We start from the raw sequence: 18,443 nt of genomic DNA, 5'->3' as shown, positions 1-18,443 counted from the left end.
GAGCGGCATTCATTTAAGCCGATATCTTTTGGGCTAATTGCCTAGAAGATTTGCTCGGTGGCAGAGTTATTGTCTGCGCCACTATCACTGACGTACTCCTTAGGTTGAGTGCCTTGGACAAAGTACTCAAATCGAGAGGTATAGTCGGTTTTATTGGTGAGCAGGCCTGTTGCACGGTCGATACGAACACGGATAATATTTGGCGGTAGCACCAACTCGTGTTCTGGATGATCTTGCAGATCAGCATGCATGAAGTTGATCCAAGCCGGCTCAGCGGTTTTAGCGCCAGACTCGGCACCCGTGATTTGTCGCCCAGTTAAATTAGGGTTGCTCGATGTATGGCCTAAGTCTCGGCTATGAGCATCGAAACCAACCCAACTGGTTGCCACTATATTTGGGCCAAAACCATTGTACCAAGTATCTTTTGAATCGTTGGTGGTGCCAGTCTTTCCGCCAATATCTCGACGTTTAAGGACTTGCGCTCTCCAGCCTGTTCCGTTCCAACCCGTCCCTTTCGACCAATTACCACCGCCCCAGATGTTGCTGTACATCATTTGACGTACTAGGAAGGCATTTTGTTTAGAGATCACGCGCTTAGCGTAACGGACTTCAGGAAGTGTTGGCGTGGTTTGCGCTAACTCATCGCGGTTTTGTAGCGATGTACTATCGGCCGCGGCCGAGACAGGTGCATTAATATTATCTTGAGCATCATTGGCTGCTGTACTTGCAGTGGTTGTTGCTATTTGATCTGAGGTGTCAGCACCAGTATCTGTGTTTTGCTCTTGTGGCTTAGTACCGTCAGGGACGGCATCTTCACAGTCTTTCGAATGACACACTATGCTTGGGTCGGCTTGATATAAAACGTCGCCATAAGGGCCAATGATCTTACTAATATAGAAAGGTTTTACGAAGTAGCCTCCATTGGCAAACACTGAGTAGCCTTGTGCCATTTGTACTGGGGTAAGACTACCGGCACCAAGTGCAATGGTTTCTGAGTCTGGGAGCTGGTCGAGTTTAAAACCAAATCTGGTTAAGTAGTGGCGCACGTTTTCTAGTCCGACCGCGCGCAGAACACGAATTGACATTACATTGATCGATTGCGCTAATCCAATTCGTAGGCGAGTAGGACCAAGATACACTGGCGGTGAGTTTTGTGGACGCCACGCCGTGCCTTGGCTTTTATCCCATTTATTGATTGGCGCATCATTGATCAGTGTCGCCAGTGTCATACCACTGTTGAGCGCTGAAGAATAAATAAACGGTTTAATACTCGAACCCACTTGTCTGATAGATTGAGTGGCGCGATTAAACTTACTGTGGATATAGTTAAAACCACCCACTAGAGCCAAGATAGCACCGTTATCTGGGTTCATTGCAACGAATGCGGCGTTAGCGGTAGGGACTTGGCTTAGCGCCCACATTTTATCTGGGAAGTTATTTTGGTCTTGTTTTGGTGTATCGACCTGACGTACCCACACTTCTTGTCCCACGGCCAGAATGTCGTGCGCATCGCTTGGTGCAGGGCCTTGGCGATCGTCCGTTAAATATCTACGTGCCCAATTCATGCCATCCCAAATGATGGTTTGCTGTCCTTGATGTTTCACCCAAACCGTCGCATTTTTTTCATTGACTGCTGTGACGATTGCCGGGGATAACGAGCCGTAAGTTGGTGTTTGCTTTAACTCACTTTTGATTTGCTCATCAGTAAATGGAGTCTGATTGGGTTGCCATAACACGCGCTGAGGGCCTCGGTAGCCGTGGCGCTCATCGTAACCTAATAGATTATCGATCGCAGCATGATTGGCAGCATGTTGCAGCTTGCTGGTGACGGTGGTGTAGATATTGAGGCCAGACGTGTAAGCATCGTCACCATAGTGAGCGACAGCCCAAGAGCGGGCCATTTCTGCCACGTAAGGCGCGTGAATCTGAATGTTCGCTGCGTGGTAGCTCGCGATGACAGGCTCTGATTTTGCTTGATCAAATTGCGCTTGAGTAATGTAATTTTCTTCAAGCATACGCAGTAATACCGTATCTCGGCGATCGGTGGCACGTTTCACAGAGTAGATAGGGTTGAACGTCGATGGCGCTTTAGGCAGACCGGCGAGCACGGCGATTTGGCTGAGATCAAGTTGTTGCAAAGGTTTACCAAAATACACTTGGGCAGCGGCGCCAAAACCATAAGAACGATAACCTAAGAAAATCTTATTGATATACAGTTGCAAGATTTCATTCTTGGTCAGTAAATGTTCAATGTGGACCGCAATAAATATCTCTTTGACCTTACGCATGATGCTTTTCTTATCGGATAAGAAAAAGTTTCTCGCCAACTGCTGGGTGATGGTACTTGCCCCTTGTTTAGCGTGGCCTGAAATCGCGACGACCACCGCCGCTCGCATAATGCCGATAGGGTCAAAGCCTGGGTGCTCATAAAATCGACTGTCTTCCGTAGCAATCAGTGCATTAATGAGGTTTTGTGGAATTTCATTGAATGTCACTGGGATGCGTCGTTTTTCGCCATATTCGGCAATGAGCTTACCATCCTGGCTGAACACCTGCATTGGGGTCTGCAGTTTAACGTCCCGCAAAGTCGCTACATCGGGTAGAGACGGTTTGACGTAAAGATACACGCCAAAAATAGTACCGACTCCAAGAACCGTGCAAATTAATGAAAAAATAAACAGTCGCTTTATGAACTTCACCGGAGAATCCCTGATTAGTTTAGGCCGCTAACTCGCAAGCCCTTATATTCTGAGCTAATTATCTTGCTCATTTTGGAACGGATTATATCGCCGTTCACTAGTGTTTGCCGAACTTAGCCGATAGCGGGGCTCAGCAGTATGGGTAACTCATTGATTACTGGATTAAGCATTGGCTCGAACAGCATTCATGCCGTTGTCGTAAAACCAGTTCGCCAGACAATACAGCTAATCACTTGCCAAGAAATACCGATAGAATCGGGCCTATTGTCTGACAACTGTACGCTCAATCATCAGAAAATTGTAAATAAACTCAAAGAACTAAGAAAGTCTTTGCCGATATTTAGTAGAAAAGTTTCATTGAGTATTGCCGAGGATTTGATAATTAGTCAGGAAATACAAATAGATAACTTACTGGTTGGGCAAGAGAAGCATAATGCAATTTTGCAAAGGTTTTGTCAGAAATTGAGTTTGAGCGTAGGGCAGGTTTACCTCGATTATCAGCGAATCACTCGCCCTAATACGCACACCGATATTAATACATCGCATTATAACGTGTATGCAGTTAAGAAATCCGTTGTGGACGATCGCCGTTTATCCCTTCAGCGAGCGGGTTTTCATCCTCTACTCTTTGGTTTGTCCTCCGATTGTACGACTCAATTATGGCATCTTTTTTCTGCACACATTCGCACGCGTGATTACTTTTGGTTGGATATCGGTGAGCGGGCGTTGTACCTAACGATGCTGATGCCATCTGGCGAGTTTTATTGCAATACCCTCACTCAGGCGTACGAGCAAGATGAACAGGGCACTAAACAGGATATTGATGTTCTACTGGAGCGAGAGGTTCAGGTGTTGAAAAATATTGAGAATGGATTGAGCCTACGTGGATTGTGGGTTACTGGACAAAGATCGCGAGGAAACGTTGTCGCGGATTGGGCGAAAAAGATGGAGTTAGACTGTTATTGGGTCGATATCTCTCAGTATTTAACGCAAGGGCTAGCTCAATTGCAATCACCAACGTCTAACGTTCCTCCCAATATGCAGGCCTTAGGCGCTGCCATGCACGCGGTGAATTGGATGAAAACGGCAGCGCTAGATGAGTAGCATCAATTTTCTACCTTGGCGTGATCACCTTCGGAGGCATCGACGTCGCCGTTTTTACGGGGGTTGCTTGATTGGCTTAGCGATAGGCTTACTCGGGCATTTGGTCGGAGGTCGTTACCTCAATGGTCAGCTGGTAATTCAGGAACGAAGAGTGGATGGGCTTAAGCATACATTGCAAGCAATGAATACACGTTTGGATCACTATGCTCAAACGAAACGGGAGATGCAGCGTCAGCACGCATTAGTGACTGAGCTGGATAAAGTAGCGTGGCAGCAGAAACGCATGCTTGTATTAATGAATCTACTTCCAATAGCCATTCCCCAAGGTGTATACATCAATGAAATAGACCTTCGAGGCGATCAAGTGCGCCTGACAGGAAACATCCTAGATTCGAAGAAATTAAATCTTGCATTGCAGCGTTTAAATGTCAATGAGCATGCCTCACAGGCCAAGATTGGCGGGCTGGCGGCTCAAAAGGGCGTCAAGCCGATAGGGGAAAGGTTCACCCTGTCTTTTTCGCTGAAGGTCAACAGGCATGGGGGATAAGGGTATCGGAGGTGCCTGGTTTCGTGATGCAATAAGTCATCAATTTCTGGCAAAGATAGATGAGCTATTACGGCTTCCGAGGGGCCGCCGGTATTGGTATTTTTTGGTGATGTATTCGGTGTGTCAGGGCCTATTGAGCGTGTGGGTTAGCTTGCCCGTTTATCGTCAGTTAGAGGTGGCCAAAGCGTCTGAACTCACACTAACACGAAGCGTGCAAAAAATTGCGCCCAAACTCTCTCAGATGCGTGAGTTAGGGCGTCAAACACATGATGGGGCATATTATCAAGCGATGTTAGATGTGCAGCCGAGTCCCGTGCGTATGGCTGGTTTATTGAATGAACTCCATGCATTAGCGAGTCAGTCCCAATTAGTTGTACAGCGCTTGAGTTGGGGCGATAAACGCAAGCTGGGCGAGCTGGAGGTGATGCCGTTGGAAATCGATGTTCGGGGGAGTTACGATCAATTGGGGATATTTTGTCAAAACTTAGCCGCGCCGCAATTAGGTGTTGCCGTTCAGAGCGCAGAACTCCGTCCTGTTCGAACTCACGCTCAGCGATTGCGTCTTCACTTGCGGGCATTTGTTTATTTATTTCAACCTCGACATCAGCCGGACCACTCTCGTGAGCTATCGACAAGTCGCAGTTAGCATACTGTTGGCAGTGCAGGTTGTGGGTTGCCGCGCCCACCAAAGCCCTCTTATTGCTTTTAATTCACCGCCACAATCAAAAGTTGTCGTCAAAAATGAGCTGGTCGATTCTGATGACGCAGACAATATCACATATATTCATCGGGGAGGAAATCTCCTGTTCCGATCTGGCATAAAGGATTCCCTAAATGAATCGCATTGCTTTGCCAACAAGAAACTGGAGCTTGAAGTCTCACCTCAGCTGGGGCCTTTGTCCCAATTTAAGTATCAAGGGTATTTGGCCAGCGGCGGCGTGACAAAGGCATTGATTGTACTGCCAAGTGGTGAACTCGTGATGCTGGGTGTTGCCAGTACTCTTGGGCAGCAGGTAGGACGTATTACACAGATCACACCTCAATATTTGCTGGTACAACAAGAAGCAGAGCAATCTTCGGGTTGCTATGTATCTCGTCAAGTTAAGCTGGTGGCCAGCGGTAGGAAGGGAAAGAGTGAGTAATCTGCGTATGTTGGTCATTATGAGTGTAGTGATTTTCAGCTCTTTGCACGGCATCAATGGGCGAGCGGCTAGCTCTTCAGAGTCAAAGGGAAGGGCGGATACCTCAGTTCATGTTAATATCCGCGATAAGCTGATAAGTCTGAACTTTCAGGATATACCCGTGCGCAATGTGCTGCAGGTATTAGCGGAGTATAGTGGCTTCAATATTGTGGTATCTGATACGGTCACGGGGAGCTTGTCATTACGCTTGGAGCAAGTGGCATGGTCTAAAGCGTTAGATATTGTGTTGCAAATGAAAGGGCTGAGTAAAAGTATCGATGGCAATATTATCTTAGTGACGACAGATAAGGATCTCGCCAGTCGTGAGCAGAAAAAGAAATTAGCGCCACTCAACACCGAGCTCATTAAACTTAAGTTTTCCTCTGCCGAGGATGTGGCTAAGTCGATTCGCGGTGACAGCCAATTCAGTCTGTTATCGGAGAGGGGCTCGGTTAGAGCTGAACCGCAACTTAATGCGGTATTGCTCAAAGACACTCGCCAACACCTTGATGAGATTCGTAATTTAGTTGCAATGATGGATGTCGCGATGCAACAGATTCAAATCGAAGCCCGTATTGTGGCAATTAATGAAGGCAACGTAGATGAATTGGGTGTCCAATGGGGCTATACTTCCCACCAAGCTGGGCATTATACGAACGATACATCGGCAAGTCAGTTGGATAATAGCAATGTGTCGAGTTGGTCTGATTCGTCTACAATTGATCAACTGTTTAATGTCAGTTTGCCTGCTACAGGGACAGGCGCTGCGACAGCGGCGTTTCAAGTGGCGATGCTGGGCGCAAACAATTTGTTGGACTTAGAGCTTTCGGCTTTACAGCGTGAGTCTAAGGCTGAAATCATTTCAAGCCCTCGTTTACTGACAACGGATCGTACACCCGCTTATATTGAACAAGGTACAGAAATTCCTTACCTTGAATCTTCATCTAGCGGGGCAACTTCGGTTGCGTTTAAAAAAGCGGTGTTGAGTTTAAAAGTCACGCCTCATATTACCCGTGACCATCAAGTCCTGCTCGATATCGACGTGACCCAAGATCATCCTGGTGACGTAGTAAAAACAGGAACAGGAGAGGCGGTGGCGGTGAATACCCAAAAAATTGGTACCCAAGTGTTGGTTAACGACGGTGCCACGGTAGTGCTGGGCGGAATATATCAGCACTCCATGAATCAAACGGAAGATAAGGTACCAGTACTGGGAGATTTACCATTATTGGGGCGATTATTTCGTCGCAGCTATGAACAAAGTGCAAAAAGTGAGTTGCTGATATTCGTTACTCCGACGGTGTTAAATGACGGAAAATCGAATTTGACGACAAAATAAATTTGCATTACTGCTGCCATATCTAGATAATTTCGGGTCTTATCACGAATTATCTGTGAGGAATAGGTGCCACAAGCGTCTTTAACGTTGGTTAATAACTAACTTTCTTGTGGCGATGTCATTGAATTAATGTTGTAAACTACTGCTGAACATGGCTGATAAACGTAATATTTTTCTAGTGGGCCCTATGGGGGCCGGCAAAAGCACAATTGGTAGACATCTTGCTCAACAACTGCATATGGAATTCGTCGATTCCGATACTGTAATTGAAGAACGCACCGGCGCAGACATTGCGTGGGTTTTTGATGTCGAAGGCGAAGACGGTTTCCGCATACGCGAGGAATCCGTTATTAATGATCTAACGGAACAGCAGGGGATTGTTCTGGCAACAGGCGGTGGCTCGATTAAGAGCAAAGATAACCGCAATCGTTTGTCGGCGAGAGGTGTGGTTGTTTATTTAGAAACCACAATCGATAAGCAACTAGCGCGCACAAATCGCGATAAAAAGCGCCCGCTGCTGCAAACCGATGATCCACGTAACGTGCTTGAATCTTTGGCAGGCGAACGTAATGGCCTGTACGAAGAAGTGGCCGACTATACAGTGCGCACTGACGACCAAAGTGCGAAAGTGGTAGCCAACCAAATCATAAAAATGTTAGAAGAACGCTAATCATTCTTTTTATTTGGAGTGCAAACCATGGATCGGATAACGGTCAATTTAGGTGAGCGAAGCTACCCCATAACTATCGGAGCCGGATTATTTAACGATCCGGCTCACTTTTCCTCCTATATTTCCCCGAAACAACGTGTTGTGATCATCACAAACACAGTGGTTTCCCCTCTCTACGCTAATCGTATCGTTGCCCAATTTGAGCAGTTAGGCTGCCAAGTTTCTTTGCTGCAACTCGCCGATGGCGAGCAACATAAATCCCTTGAGACATTTCAACAAGTGATGACTTATTTGCTGGAAGGTAATTACAGTCGTGATGTCGTGCTAGTGGCTTTAGGTGGCGGCGTAATTGGAGACTTAGTTGGCTTTTCCGCAGCATGTTATCAACGTGGCGTTGATTTCATTCAGCTGCCGACAACTTTGTTGGCACAAGTGGATTCGTCCGTTGGGGGTAAAACCGCGGTGAATCACCCGCTTGGTAAGAATATGATCGGTGCCTTCTACCAACCAAAGTCGGTGGTGATAGATATTGAGTGCTTAGCGACCTTACCTGAACGCGAATTTGCGGCGGGAATCGCGGAAGTCATCAAATACGGCATTATCCACGATTCAGATTTTTTTGCTTGGATTGAAGACAACCTTGATGCCCTGTATGCGAAGCAAACTCAAGCGTTGACCTACGCGATTGCTCGTTGTTGTCATATTAAGGCTGAGATGGTTGCCCAAGATGAAAAAGAGGCGGGAGTGCGAGCTTTGCTTAACTTGGGTCACACTTTTGGTCATGCCATTGAAGCGGAGATGGGGTATGGCAATTGGTTGCACGGAGAAGCGGTCGCAGCAGGCACTGTATTAGCAGCTAAAACGGCGCAATATCAAGGATTAATCTCAGCTCAGCAAGTCGAGAGAATTGTTTCTATACTGAAAAAAGCTCGTTTACCTATCCATCCACCTGAAAAAATGTCTTACACAGATTTCATGCGCCATATGATGCGTGATAAAAAAGTGCTAGCGGGTGAGTTAAGGCTGGTATTACCGACTACTATCGGCCATGCCGACGTAGTAAAAGGGGTTCCGGAAGCGGTGATTGAAGCTGCTATCAAGGACTGCCGAGATATTTAATCGGGCGTCATAACAATCGTTGGCTAAAGGGACGGAAGCTGAATGAGTTTAGCGCATGATAGGCGTGTTTTAGAGCTGGATTCGCAAGTGGAGTTACTTGAACGTGTCCAGCTCCTGACTAATTTTGGATCCAACCTTGTGACGATCACAGGTGAATCGGGAGCGGGCAAATCATGGGTAGCTCACCGTTACCTAGAAGCTTGGTCTGAAGATACAAATCAATCACTTTTAATTTGCCACCCGAGTCAAAATGATGAGCAGCGTCGTTCGATGCTGATTACTCAACTTATTCCTTCTCCTTTGTTTAACCCTCAAGATACTTTAGTCGATAGTTTTACCCGTCTACTGGAAAATGAACATTGTAATTTAGTGATAGTGATTGACGATGCACACTTTCTGTCGGAGCCTTTCATCTCTGAATTGTGGGCGTTAATTCAAGAAGCGCAATTGATGCCCAAGTGGACCATCAATGCGGTTTTGTTTTCAGGCGCAAAGAGTATCGAGCGGCTATTGGCGCGATTAAGTCACGGCATTGACCATAAACCGGTAGATATTGAAATAGAACCGTTAAATCAGTCTGAAGCGGATCGATTCTTTGAGCAATTAGTGATACGTTTTGTGGAAGATAATATGGAGCGGCGGGTACGCAATGCTTACCGAAAGCTGAACTCGTTGCTGCCGGGTGAAATCATGCGATTAGGGGAACAAAAAGTGTCAAAGAAGATCATCATTCGTTCTATTGTCGGCTCGCCAAAGAACATCGCATTATTGGCTGTAACGTTATTAGTTTTATTGGGTGTTGGCTATTGGTGGCTTCTAGGCCAATCTGGAACTTCGCCAGACTCATCGCCGGCTACTGTGAAAACTGAACAAACCGCCATTCCGACTTTGTCAGGATCTGCGACCCACTCTGACCCTAGCAACCCAAGCGATAGTACAGGACAAACTGGTCAAGGCGGCGCGACCAAGCTAGTTGATGACTCTGCGGCTTTGCCGCCGCCTGTTGTCACCACGACGACAAGTGTTGGTGGCGTGAGCAAAGACAAAAACCGTGTGGTGATCTCCTCTGCGGTGGTCGACAAGCTCATGAAAGATGAGGTTAAGCCAAGCTCGGTTAAGCCTAACCTTCAAAATGAGGCGGCTACAGCTCAAGATCTAAGCGCTCCGGCTTCTAGCTCTAAACCTAAAGCGATACCTGCGAAAGTCTCGCCAACAGAGAAAAATGCCAGTACGACACCGAGTGATAACGCGCAATCGGATGCCGACAAGGCGACCAGTCCTGAAAAGTTAGCCTTTGCGCTTTCTAACTCCCAGTTGAGCGCGTTCTCTCCGCGCAGTTATACTTTGCAGCTTGCTGCGATGAATACCGCGCCGGAAGTGAATCAGTTTATTGATGAATATAAAATTGCCCATAAAGTTTTTGTGTACAAAACTACACGCAGCGGCAAGCAGTGGTTCATTATTACCTATCATAATTATCCGACTATTCAGTTAGCTCGTGATGCCGTTGTGACCTTACCTAAGGCACTGCAGAAAGTGGGCCCATGGGCTAAATCTCTTAGTCAGGTGCAACGAGAAATGAATAGTGTCAATTAACGCTGAGCTTCGCGTGAAAATGTGTTACATTCCGCTGCTTTGTTGTCAGGGTTAAATTGAGCGGGAAATGAAAAAACGTGCTTTTCTTAAATGGGCTGGTGGCAAATACGGTCTAGTCGAAGATATCCAGCGTCACTTGCCTCCTGCCCGTAAGCTCATAGAGCCCTTTGTCGGGGCAGGTTCTATCTTCCTCAATACGGATTACGACCGCTACTTGCTGTCTGATATCAACCCCGACTTGATCAACTTGTACAATTTGGTCAAGAACGATCCTGAGCTATACATCAGGGAAGCGAAACGTTGGTTTGTTGCGGATAATAATCGCAAAGAAGCCTATCTGGATATACGTGCCCAGTTTAATCAAACCGATGACGTGATGTACCGTTCGCTAGCTTTTCTGTACATGAATCGATTCGGCTTTAATGGTCTGTGTCGTTACAACAAGAAAGGCGGCTTTAACGTTCCTTTCGGTTCTTATAAAAAACCTTATTTTCCTGAAGCCGAACTTGAGTTTTTTGCTGAAAAAGCGAAAAAAGCCACGTTTGTCTGTCAGGGCTACAGTGATACCTTTAAACGCGCTCGCAAGGGTAGCGTTGTGTATTGCGATCCGCCGTATGCTCCTCTTTCCACGACCGCAAACTTTACTTCTTATGCGGGGAATGGCTTTTCTTTGGATGATCAGGCCGCGCTGGCCGATATTGCAGAGAAAACCGCTTGGCAACGCGGCATTCCTGTCCTTATTTCAAATCACGACACCACACTCACGCGCCGCTTGTACCACGGTGCCTCGTTAAGTGTGGTGAAGGTAAAGCGCACCATTAGCCGCAATGGCGCTGGTCGCAACAAAGTCGATGAGCTGTTGGCTTTGTTTCAAGACAATAAGCCGTCTGACTCGAACGAAAATTAACCGCAAAAGTCCACGCAGTCCTATCATCTCGCTACTGGCTTAGGTAGAATCGAACCCATTATATTTTACGCGCGCTGTGATAGATCCTACGGCGCCGCACAAACTATGAGGTTAGGTATGAAAGATTTCCTTATCGCTCCTTCCATTTTATCTGCCGATTTTGCTTGTTTGGGCGACGACGTAGCCCGAGTTTTAAAAGCGGGCGCGGATGTTGTCCACTTCGATGTAATGGACAATCATTATGTACCTAATCTGACGTTTGGCGCGCCGATTTGCCACGCTTTGCGTAATTATGGCATCACGGCACCTATCGATGTTCATTTAATGGTTAAGCCTGTCGATAGCCTTGTTCCTGTGTTTGCGCAGGCTGGTGCTTCTATGATTACTTTTCATGTGGAAGCATCTGATCACGTCGATCGAACATTGCAACTTATCAAACAGCATGGCTGCCAGGCTGGCGTGGTGCTGAATCCTGCGACGCCGCTCAGCTGCTTAGATTATCTGATGGATAAAGTAGATATGATTTTGTTGATGTCGGTGAATCCAGGTTTTGGCGGCCAGTCATTTATTCCTCATACGTTAGACAAGCTGCACGCCGTACGTCAGTTGATTGATCGCTCTGGTCGAGATATTCGTTTGGAAATTGATGGTGGTGTGAAAGTCGATAATATTCGTGAGATCGCGCAGGCCGGCGCCGATATGTTCGTTGCAGGTTCCGCTATTTTTAGTCAACCAGACTATCAAAGTGTGATTGCTGAGATGCGTGCTGAGTTAGCCAAGGTTAGTTAATCATCCACTGATGAATGACAGAGTTTCAGTTTTGAGAATGAGGTAAGTAATGCCATTTGAAAATATCGCCTTTATTGCTTTTGATTTAGACGGCACTTTGCTCGACAGTGTGCCAGATTTGGCGATCGCTGCAGATCAAACGGTGCAAGCACTGGGCTTTGCGTCGGTAACTCAAGCACAAGTTCGTGACTATGTCGGGAATGGCGCGGATATATTGATTGGCCGTGCTCTGAGCCAAAGTCAGAATGTCTCCCCAGATTTAGATACAGAGTTACTTGCGAAAGCGCGTATTCTGTTTGATGAAAATTATCAGCAGACCGGACATAGCCAAAGTCACCTTTACCCTAAAGTGATGACGACCTTGCTGCAGCTTAAAGAAGCGGGCATCCCAATGGCGATTGTGACCAATAAGCCATATCGTTTTGTGCCTGAGTTATTGGCGAAGCACGGCCTTGATGAGTTGTTTGTTGAGGTGATCGGCGGCGATACTTTTGCAGAGAAAAAACCGCATCCTATGGCGCTTCAGCACCTACTGGATAAATACCAGCTTGATGCAAAGCAATTGTTGATGGTCGGTGATTCCAAAAATGACATCCTGACGGCGAAAAATGTGGGTTGTCTGTCGTTTGGTTTGACTTATGGTTATAACCACGGCGAGCCAATTACCAAGTCCGGCCCAGATTATGTCTCCGATTGTCTCTCTGAGTTGTTAGAGCTCGTTGCTGTTCCAGCTTAACTGTCAGCATATGGCATATATGACTAGCAATATACTTACTAGCGAGTACACTTGTGTGTCTGTCTTACTGCCATTGGCAGTTAACGCACACCATGTTGAATTAATTAAGAAGTCTAAGGAATTAACCCTATGAGCAAACCCATTGTATTGAGTGGTGTCCAACCTTCCGGTGAATTAAGTATCGGTAACTACTTGGGTGCTCTACGTCAATGGCAACAGATGCAAGATGATTATGATTGTCAGTACTGCATCGTCGATTTGCATGCCATCACGGTGCGCCAAGACCCTAAGGCCTTACATGAAGCGACGCTTGATGCGTTGGCGATTTGTTTAGCTGTTGGTGTGGACCCGAAGAAGAGTCCATTGTTTGTGCAGTCGCACGTGCCTGAACATGCCCAGCTAGGTTGGCTTCTTAATTGTTACACTCAGATGGGTGAGCTGAGTCGCATGACTCAGTTTAAAGATAAATCCAGCCGTTACTCGAACGATGTCAATGCGGGCTTATTTAGTTATCCAGTGCTGATGGCGGCTGATATCCTGCTTTATGGTGCACATCAAGTACCAGTAGGTAATGACCAGAAGCAGCACCTAGAGCTTGCTCGTGATATTGCGACCCGTTTTAACAATGTTTATGGCCCGGAACAGCCTATATTTACGGTGCCAGAACCGTATATTCCACAGGTGAACGCACGTGTAATGAGCTTGCAAGATGCGACGAAGAAGATGTCTAAGTCGGATGATAATCGCAAGAACGTAATTACCTTGCTAGAAGAGCCAAAATCTATCATCAAGAAAATCAACAAAGCGCAAACGGATACTGAAACTCCGCCTCGCATTGCTCACGATATTGCCAATAAAGCAGGTATCTCTAACCTAATGGGGCTGTATTCTGCTGCCACAGGAATGAGCTTTGCTGAAATTGAAGCTGAGTTTACCGGTGTTGAAATGTACGGCCCGTTTAAGAAGCGTGTGGGTGAAGCCGTTGTGGCGATGCTGGAACCCGTTCAGAGTGAATATCACCGTATTCGTCAAGACCGAGCTTACCTAGATACGGTCATGAAGGAAGGCGCAGAGAAAGCGTCGGCCCGCGCTGCCGTGACCTTGAAAAAAGCCTATGAAGCGATAGGTTTTGTTGCTCGTCCATAATCGGATGCAAGAGACTCTATAAGAAAGCCCCTAACCTGAATTGGTAGGGGCTTTTGTTTTATTTAACGTTAGCTAAATAGTTCGTCGGCACTTCGGTTTGGCAACGTTCAGCATTATAGTCTTGCGTGGCCCCGCCTTGGAAATGTAACCGCATCAGCATTCCCTTATCGATGAAATATTTCAAGTTCTTACAGGCTAGGCGGTAACTGACGGCGTTCACTCCGACCGTATCCCATTGTAGGTCGCTAGGCTTTTTCAATGTGTAATAAATCACACCATTATCGAGTACTTTGAGATCTTCAATACCAGATAAATCTTTTTTTGCTTCTGCGATGGTTTGTGGCGAAGCGTCGGTGTGAAGTTTGCTGGCATCAAGAGTCTGACAGCCAGAAAGCGCTAATGCAGCCGTAACGGCTAGCATAGTAAGTTTAAGTTTGTTCATATGAAGTAGCATTTCCAGAAGTTAAATATAGTCGCAGGACAAAAGGCATAGCGAGACGTGCTATGCCCTGTTTAGTTGGTTAGCTAGCTAGATGCTTTCGATGTCTTTTTACGTTTGATAAACAGCAAGACAATGGCCAGAAGTAATACCCCGCAGGCAACCCACAGAGTCAGCTGGTGATGATGGTAAAAACGCATCACACCGGATAAATGAGCAAAGACGTAGTGTACTAATAGGCTAAACACGAGTACCCATAATGTTGAGGCCATCGCATTGCCTATGAAAAAGGTTCTTTTTGACATTTTCGCCATGCCACAGGCCATTGGCATAAACTGTTTCATTCCTTCGACAAAACGACTGATCACCAAGCAAATAGGTCCATATTTTTGGATAATACTGTGTATTTTCTGCCATTTCTTCTCTGAAATGTAGCCCTTTTTGGCCAGCCAACTTTCAAAGTAGTAACCAATGAAATAGCCTGCAGTGTTGCCGCAAAAGCAAGCTATCCAGCCAATAGTCATCACCATCGGCAGGTTCATGACATTCTCTGATGACATGATGGAGGCAGTGATCAGCACCGATTGCCCTGGAAGAGGGATCCCCATTCCTTCAAAAAACACTGATACGATCAGTGCAAAATAGCCATAGTGTTCCAACAGTGGCTTCATGGATTGGATCAAGTCATGAATATGTATCAAGTGTGCTCCCTACTGTCGACATTGTATTGTATTCACTGGGCTGAGCGTAAAGGCCGGCTAGTATAACTGATCTGCTTGGGCTTTACTCTGGCAATCTTATTTGGCAGAGCAGACCGTTCTAATCCGAGTCGAGGGGAGCCTTAGAAGTGTGATTTCTCCTTGCGTTTCTATCGCTGGGCGGCACAATAGCAAACCATTACTGTCCATAGCCCTGATTAATACCATGCTGCTTATCATCGATAATTACGATTCGTTTACCTATAACTTGTATCAGTACTTTTGTGAACTGGGTATTGAAGTAAAAGTAGCGCGTAACGATGAAATTAGCTTGGCCGACATTGAGGCGATGAGCTTGAGTCATTTGGTGATATCTCCGGGGCCTTGTACCCCAGATGATGCGGGAATTTCACTGTCGGCGATTGAACATTTTGCGGGAAAACTTCCTATTTTAGGCGTGTGCCTCGGGCATCAGGCGATTGCTCAAGTGTATGGTGCGACAGTCACTAAAGCGCGACAAGTGATGCATGGCAAAACTTCTCCGATTGCTCATACCGGACGCGGAGTGTTTCATGGGCTCAATAATCCATTAACGGTCACTCGTTATCACTCATTGATTGTAGATAAACAGACCTTACCTGAGTGTTTCGTTTTAACGGCATGGACAGAGTTAGACGATGGCACGGTAGATGAAATTATGGGTTTTCAACACCGTTCTTTGCCGATCCATGCGGTGCAATTTCACCCAGAATCAATTAAAACTGAGCAAGGCCACGAATTGCTGGCGAATTTTTTAGCGCTATAATTTAAATTCCTCTTGGACCTAGATCACCTTTTTTAACATTTTAACGCAAAATATTGCTACGGCGGATAGTGAAAAACTATGCGTTGTCTCACCTCTCTATAGTGCGAGCAGCACTGGGTTTTCTAGCTGCGCCTCTTTTTCCTTCCTATAAAATAACGTGTTAGCGTCACTTTGTTGGCATATTTACTCAATCTTGGCTTCGCAAATATTAACTTGTCGGTGAAAAAAAGAACAAGTTACTATTGAAATGGTTAATTAAATGTAAATAAAATGCCACATTGTCATTAATGTAATACAAAATTTTACGGTGCAGGTCTTTGGCATGTTGATTGACAAGTTGCATCGATGAGGAAAAATCTATGACGGTTGGAAATAAAGTGGAACGCGAATTGTTTGATGAGGTTATGGTGCCTTGTTATAACCCAATGCAAATGATTCCAGTAAAAGGCGAAGGCGCTCGTGTTTGGGATCAGCAAGGAAACGAGTTTATCGACTTTGCTGGTGGTATCGCGGTGAGTTGCTTAGGACATTGCCACCCGGCTATGGTGAATGCCTTACAAGAGCAATCTAACAAGCTGTGGCATTTAAGCAACGTTATGACGAATGAGCCTGCATTGCGCTTAGCACAGAAATTAACTCAAGTTAGTTTTGCTGAAAAAGTTTTCTTCGCCAACTCAGGCGCAGAGGCCAATGAAGCAGCACTCAAGCTTGCACGCCGCTGGGCTGCTGACGTACACGGTGAGCACAAATCGGAAATCATTGCCTTTAAACAGGGTTTTCATGGTCGTACTTTCTTTACCGTGACCGTTGGTGGTCAAGAAGCCTATTCAGATGGTTTCGGTCCTAAACCTGGTGACGTGACACACCTGACTTATAACGACGTGGAAGAACTCAAGGCGCATATGTCTGATCGCACGTGTGCGGTGATGATGGAGCCATTGCAAGGTGAAGGCGGTATTGTGTCGCCGACGGACGAGTTTGTGCAAACGGTACGTGAATTGTGTGATAAGCACAATGCGCTGCTAATTTTCGATGAAGTTCAAACGGGGAATGGCCGTACTGGTGATTTCTATGCCTATCAAGGATTGGGTGTAACACCGGATATTCTAAGCACAGCGAAATCGCTCGGTGGCGGTTTTCCTATCGGTGCGATGTTAACGACGAGTGAACTTGCAACGCATATGAAGATTGGTACTCACGGTTCCACTTATGGTGGTAACCCATTAGCGTGTGCGGTTGCGGAAGCTGTGGTTGATGTTGTCAGCCAACCAGAGACTTTACAAGGCGTCAAAGAGCGAGAAGAGCTTCTACGCCAAGGTTTGGCTAAAATTAATGATAAGTACCAAATTTTTAGTGAAGTGCGTGGTAAAGGTCTATTGATTGGCGCGGCACTGAATGAAAATTGGCAAGGACGAGCGCGTGAAGTGTTAGTCGCCGCTGGCCAGCATGGCCTAATGGTGTTGGTTGCTGGAGCGAATGTCGTTCGCTTCACCCCATCATTGGTGATTGATAAAAAAGACATCGAAGAAGGTCTGGCTAAATTAGATAAAGCGATCGCGTCGTTAGTTTAATCTCTATTTGGCTTGCTGTGACAGCGGCGAGCCAAACTTGCATCAGGAGGGAATAACGATGCTGGTTGTACGTCCTATTTCTATGGCAGATTATGACGCGCTGCATACATGCGCAGAAGAGTCTGGCTATGGGTTCACTTCTCTTCCGGTTAACGAAGAATTATTGACTAACCGTATTACTCATTCCGAATACAGCTTTAACAAGCCAGAAGTCACGGAACCGGGAGACGAAGGTTACTTGATGGTGGGTTTCGATAGCGAGACGGGAGAAGTTGCCGGAACCACAGGTATTGAAGCATCGATTGGCTGGGATGTGCCATTCTACTCATACCACATTAGTAAAGTTGTGCATTCATCGCCAAAGCTTGGCGTGAACAATGTTGTGAAACTCTTGACGTTTGGCAACAACTACACAGGTTGCAGTGAAATTTGCACCCTGTTCTTACGAGAAGATTTTCGTCACGGGCTCAACGGCCGTTTAATGTCTAAATGCCGTTTTTTGATGATGGCAGAGCACCCTCATCGCTTTTCTGAAACCATTTTTGCTGAAATGCGTGGAGTGTCGGATGACGATGGTAATTCACCATTCTGGCAATGGTTGCAAGAGCACTTTTTCTCGATTGATTTTACTCTTGCTGATTATCTGACTGGTATCGGGAAAAAAGGCTTCATCGCCGATTTGATGCCTAAGCTGCCTATCTATATCAATTTATTGAGCGAAGAAGCGCAAGCGGTTATCGGCCAAGTTCACGAGAACACTAAACCTGCTTTACGTCTATTAGAAAAAGAAGGTTTTAGCTGCCGTAATTATGTCGACATTTTTGATGGGGGCCCGTCAGTCGAATGTGACTTATCGAATATTGAATCGGTTCGCCATTCGTTCAGAGCAAGCGTACAAATCTCCGAGCATTCTAGCTCGCAAGACTATTTGATTGCTAACACCTCGTTTGAAAACTTCCGAGCGACGGTAGCAAAGGCGGCCTACGATCAGGCGACAGATAGTGTCATTTTGGATAGTAAAGTTGCGTCGGCATTAGAGATAGCCGAAGGCGATAAAGTCAGAATGTTGGCAGTTTAAGTTTATTTTGAGGATAAAG

General features: G+C 46.2%; 18 protein-coding genes. 15 read left to right on the top strand and 3 right to left on the bottom strand.

The window, feature by feature from the left end:
- Window positions 1–41: 41 nt before the first annotated feature.
- A complete protein-coding gene (locus L4C34_RS06780) occupies window positions 42–2,699 on the bottom strand; it encodes a penicillin-binding protein 1A (protein ID WP_428788583.1) in 2,658 nt (885 codons plus the stop codon).
- Between the two features lie 138 nt (window positions 2,700–2,837).
- Here L4C34_RS06780 and pilM point away from each other — a divergent pair, with 138 nt between their 5' ends.
- From pilM to trpS, 12 genes are all read left to right on the top strand, one after another.
- A complete protein-coding gene (pilM, locus tag L4C34_RS06775; RefSeq protein ID WP_428788582.1) occupies window positions 2,838–3,803 on the top strand; it encodes a pilus assembly protein PilM in 966 nt (321 codons plus the stop codon).
- Window positions 3,796–4,350 (top strand): PilN domain-containing protein, encoded by a 555-nt coding sequence (locus L4C34_RS06770; RefSeq protein WP_428788581.1) that lies wholly within the window; start codon window positions 3,796–3,798, stop codon window positions 4,348–4,350. Before pilM ends, L4C34_RS06770 begins: the two co-directional genes overlap by 8 nt.
- A 139-nt stretch (window positions 4,351–4,489) precedes the next feature.
- Complete coding sequence (gene pilO, locus L4C34_RS06765; protein WP_428788716.1) at window positions 4,490–4,996, top strand: type 4a pilus biogenesis protein PilO; 507 nt, start codon at window positions 4,490–4,492, stop codon at window positions 4,994–4,996.
- Window positions 4,971–5,492, top strand: a complete 522-nt coding sequence (locus L4C34_RS06760) for a pilus assembly protein PilP (protein ID WP_428788580.1) — start codon at window positions 4,971–4,973, stop codon at window positions 5,490–5,492. Before pilO ends, L4C34_RS06760 begins: the two co-directional genes overlap by 26 nt.
- A gap of 7 nt (window positions 5,493–5,499) precedes the next feature.
- Window positions 5,500–6,870 carry a type IV pilus secretin PilQ gene (locus L4C34_RS06755; protein ID WP_428788715.1) on the top strand — a complete coding sequence of 457 codons (1,371 nt, stop codon included), beginning with the start codon at window positions 5,500–5,502 and terminating at the stop codon, window positions 6,868–6,870.
- 151 nt (window positions 6,871–7,021) lie between these two features.
- Entirely contained in the window at window positions 7,022–7,540 is a 519-nt protein-coding gene (gene aroK, locus L4C34_RS06750; protein WP_428788579.1) for a shikimate kinase AroK, read from the top strand.
- Window positions 7,541–7,567: 27 nt separating this feature from the next.
- Window positions 7,568–8,659 (top strand): 3-dehydroquinate synthase, encoded by a 1,092-nt coding sequence (aroB, locus tag L4C34_RS06745; RefSeq protein ID WP_428788578.1) that lies wholly within the window; start codon window positions 7,568–7,570, stop codon window positions 8,657–8,659.
- Between the two features lie 42 nt (window positions 8,660–8,701).
- A complete protein-coding gene (locus L4C34_RS06740; RefSeq protein WP_428788577.1) occupies window positions 8,702–10,255 on the top strand; it encodes an AAA family ATPase in 1,554 nt (517 codons plus the stop codon).
- Window positions 10,256–10,322: 67 nt separating this feature from the next.
- Complete coding sequence (locus L4C34_RS06735; RefSeq protein WP_428788576.1) at window positions 10,323–11,162, top strand: Dam family site-specific DNA-(adenine-N6)-methyltransferase; 840 nt, start codon at window positions 10,323–10,325, stop codon at window positions 11,160–11,162.
- Window positions 11,163–11,279: 117 nt separating this feature from the next.
- On the top strand, window positions 11,280–11,951 hold the full coding sequence (gene rpe, locus L4C34_RS06730; protein ID WP_428788575.1) for a ribulose-phosphate 3-epimerase: 672 nt from the start codon (window positions 11,280–11,282) through the stop codon (window positions 11,949–11,951).
- Between the two features lie 49 nt (window positions 11,952–12,000).
- On the top strand, window positions 12,001–12,687 hold the full coding sequence (locus tag L4C34_RS06725; RefSeq protein ID WP_428788574.1) for a phosphoglycolate phosphatase: 687 nt from the start codon (window positions 12,001–12,003) through the stop codon (window positions 12,685–12,687).
- A gap of 129 nt (window positions 12,688–12,816) precedes the next feature.
- A complete protein-coding gene (trpS, locus tag L4C34_RS06720; RefSeq protein WP_428788573.1) occupies window positions 12,817–13,833 on the top strand; it encodes a tryptophan--tRNA ligase in 1,017 nt (338 codons plus the stop codon).
- Between the two features lie 58 nt (window positions 13,834–13,891).
- On the opposite strand, the gene L4C34_RS06715 is transcribed toward trpS, so the two are convergent.
- Entirely contained in the window at window positions 13,892–14,275 is a 384-nt protein-coding gene (locus L4C34_RS06715; RefSeq protein ID WP_428788572.1) for a hypothetical protein, read from the bottom strand.
- 83 nt (window positions 14,276–14,358) lie between these two features.
- Window positions 14,359–14,973 (bottom strand): DedA family protein, encoded by a 615-nt coding sequence (locus L4C34_RS06710; RefSeq protein WP_428788571.1) that lies wholly within the window; start codon window positions 14,971–14,973, stop codon window positions 14,359–14,361.
- Window positions 14,974–15,196: 223 nt separating this feature from the next.
- Between L4C34_RS06710 and L4C34_RS06705 the strand changes: the two genes are divergently transcribed.
- From L4C34_RS06705 to astA, 3 genes are all read left to right on the top strand, one after another.
- Entirely contained in the window at window positions 15,197–15,775 is a 579-nt protein-coding gene (locus L4C34_RS06705) for an aminodeoxychorismate/anthranilate synthase component II (RefSeq protein ID WP_428788714.1), read from the top strand.
- Between the two features lie 359 nt (window positions 15,776–16,134).
- Window positions 16,135–17,346 carry an aspartate aminotransferase family protein gene (locus tag L4C34_RS06700; RefSeq protein WP_428788570.1) on the top strand — a complete coding sequence of 404 codons (1,212 nt, stop codon included), beginning with the start codon at window positions 16,135–16,137 and terminating at the stop codon, window positions 17,344–17,346.
- Window positions 17,347–17,404: 58 nt separating this feature from the next.
- Complete coding sequence (gene astA, locus L4C34_RS06695) at window positions 17,405–18,424, top strand: arginine N-succinyltransferase (protein ID WP_428788569.1); 1,020 nt, start codon at window positions 17,405–17,407, stop codon at window positions 18,422–18,424.
- Window positions 18,425–18,443: the final 19 nt, after the last annotated feature.

It is taken from the genome of Vibrio profundum, assembly GCF_050337555.1.
GTDB lineage: Bacteria > Pseudomonadota > Gammaproteobacteria > Enterobacterales > Vibrionaceae > Vibrio > Vibrio profundum.
Note: the sequence above shows the minus strand (reverse complement) of the source record. Positions and strands in the feature narration are given on the sequence as shown.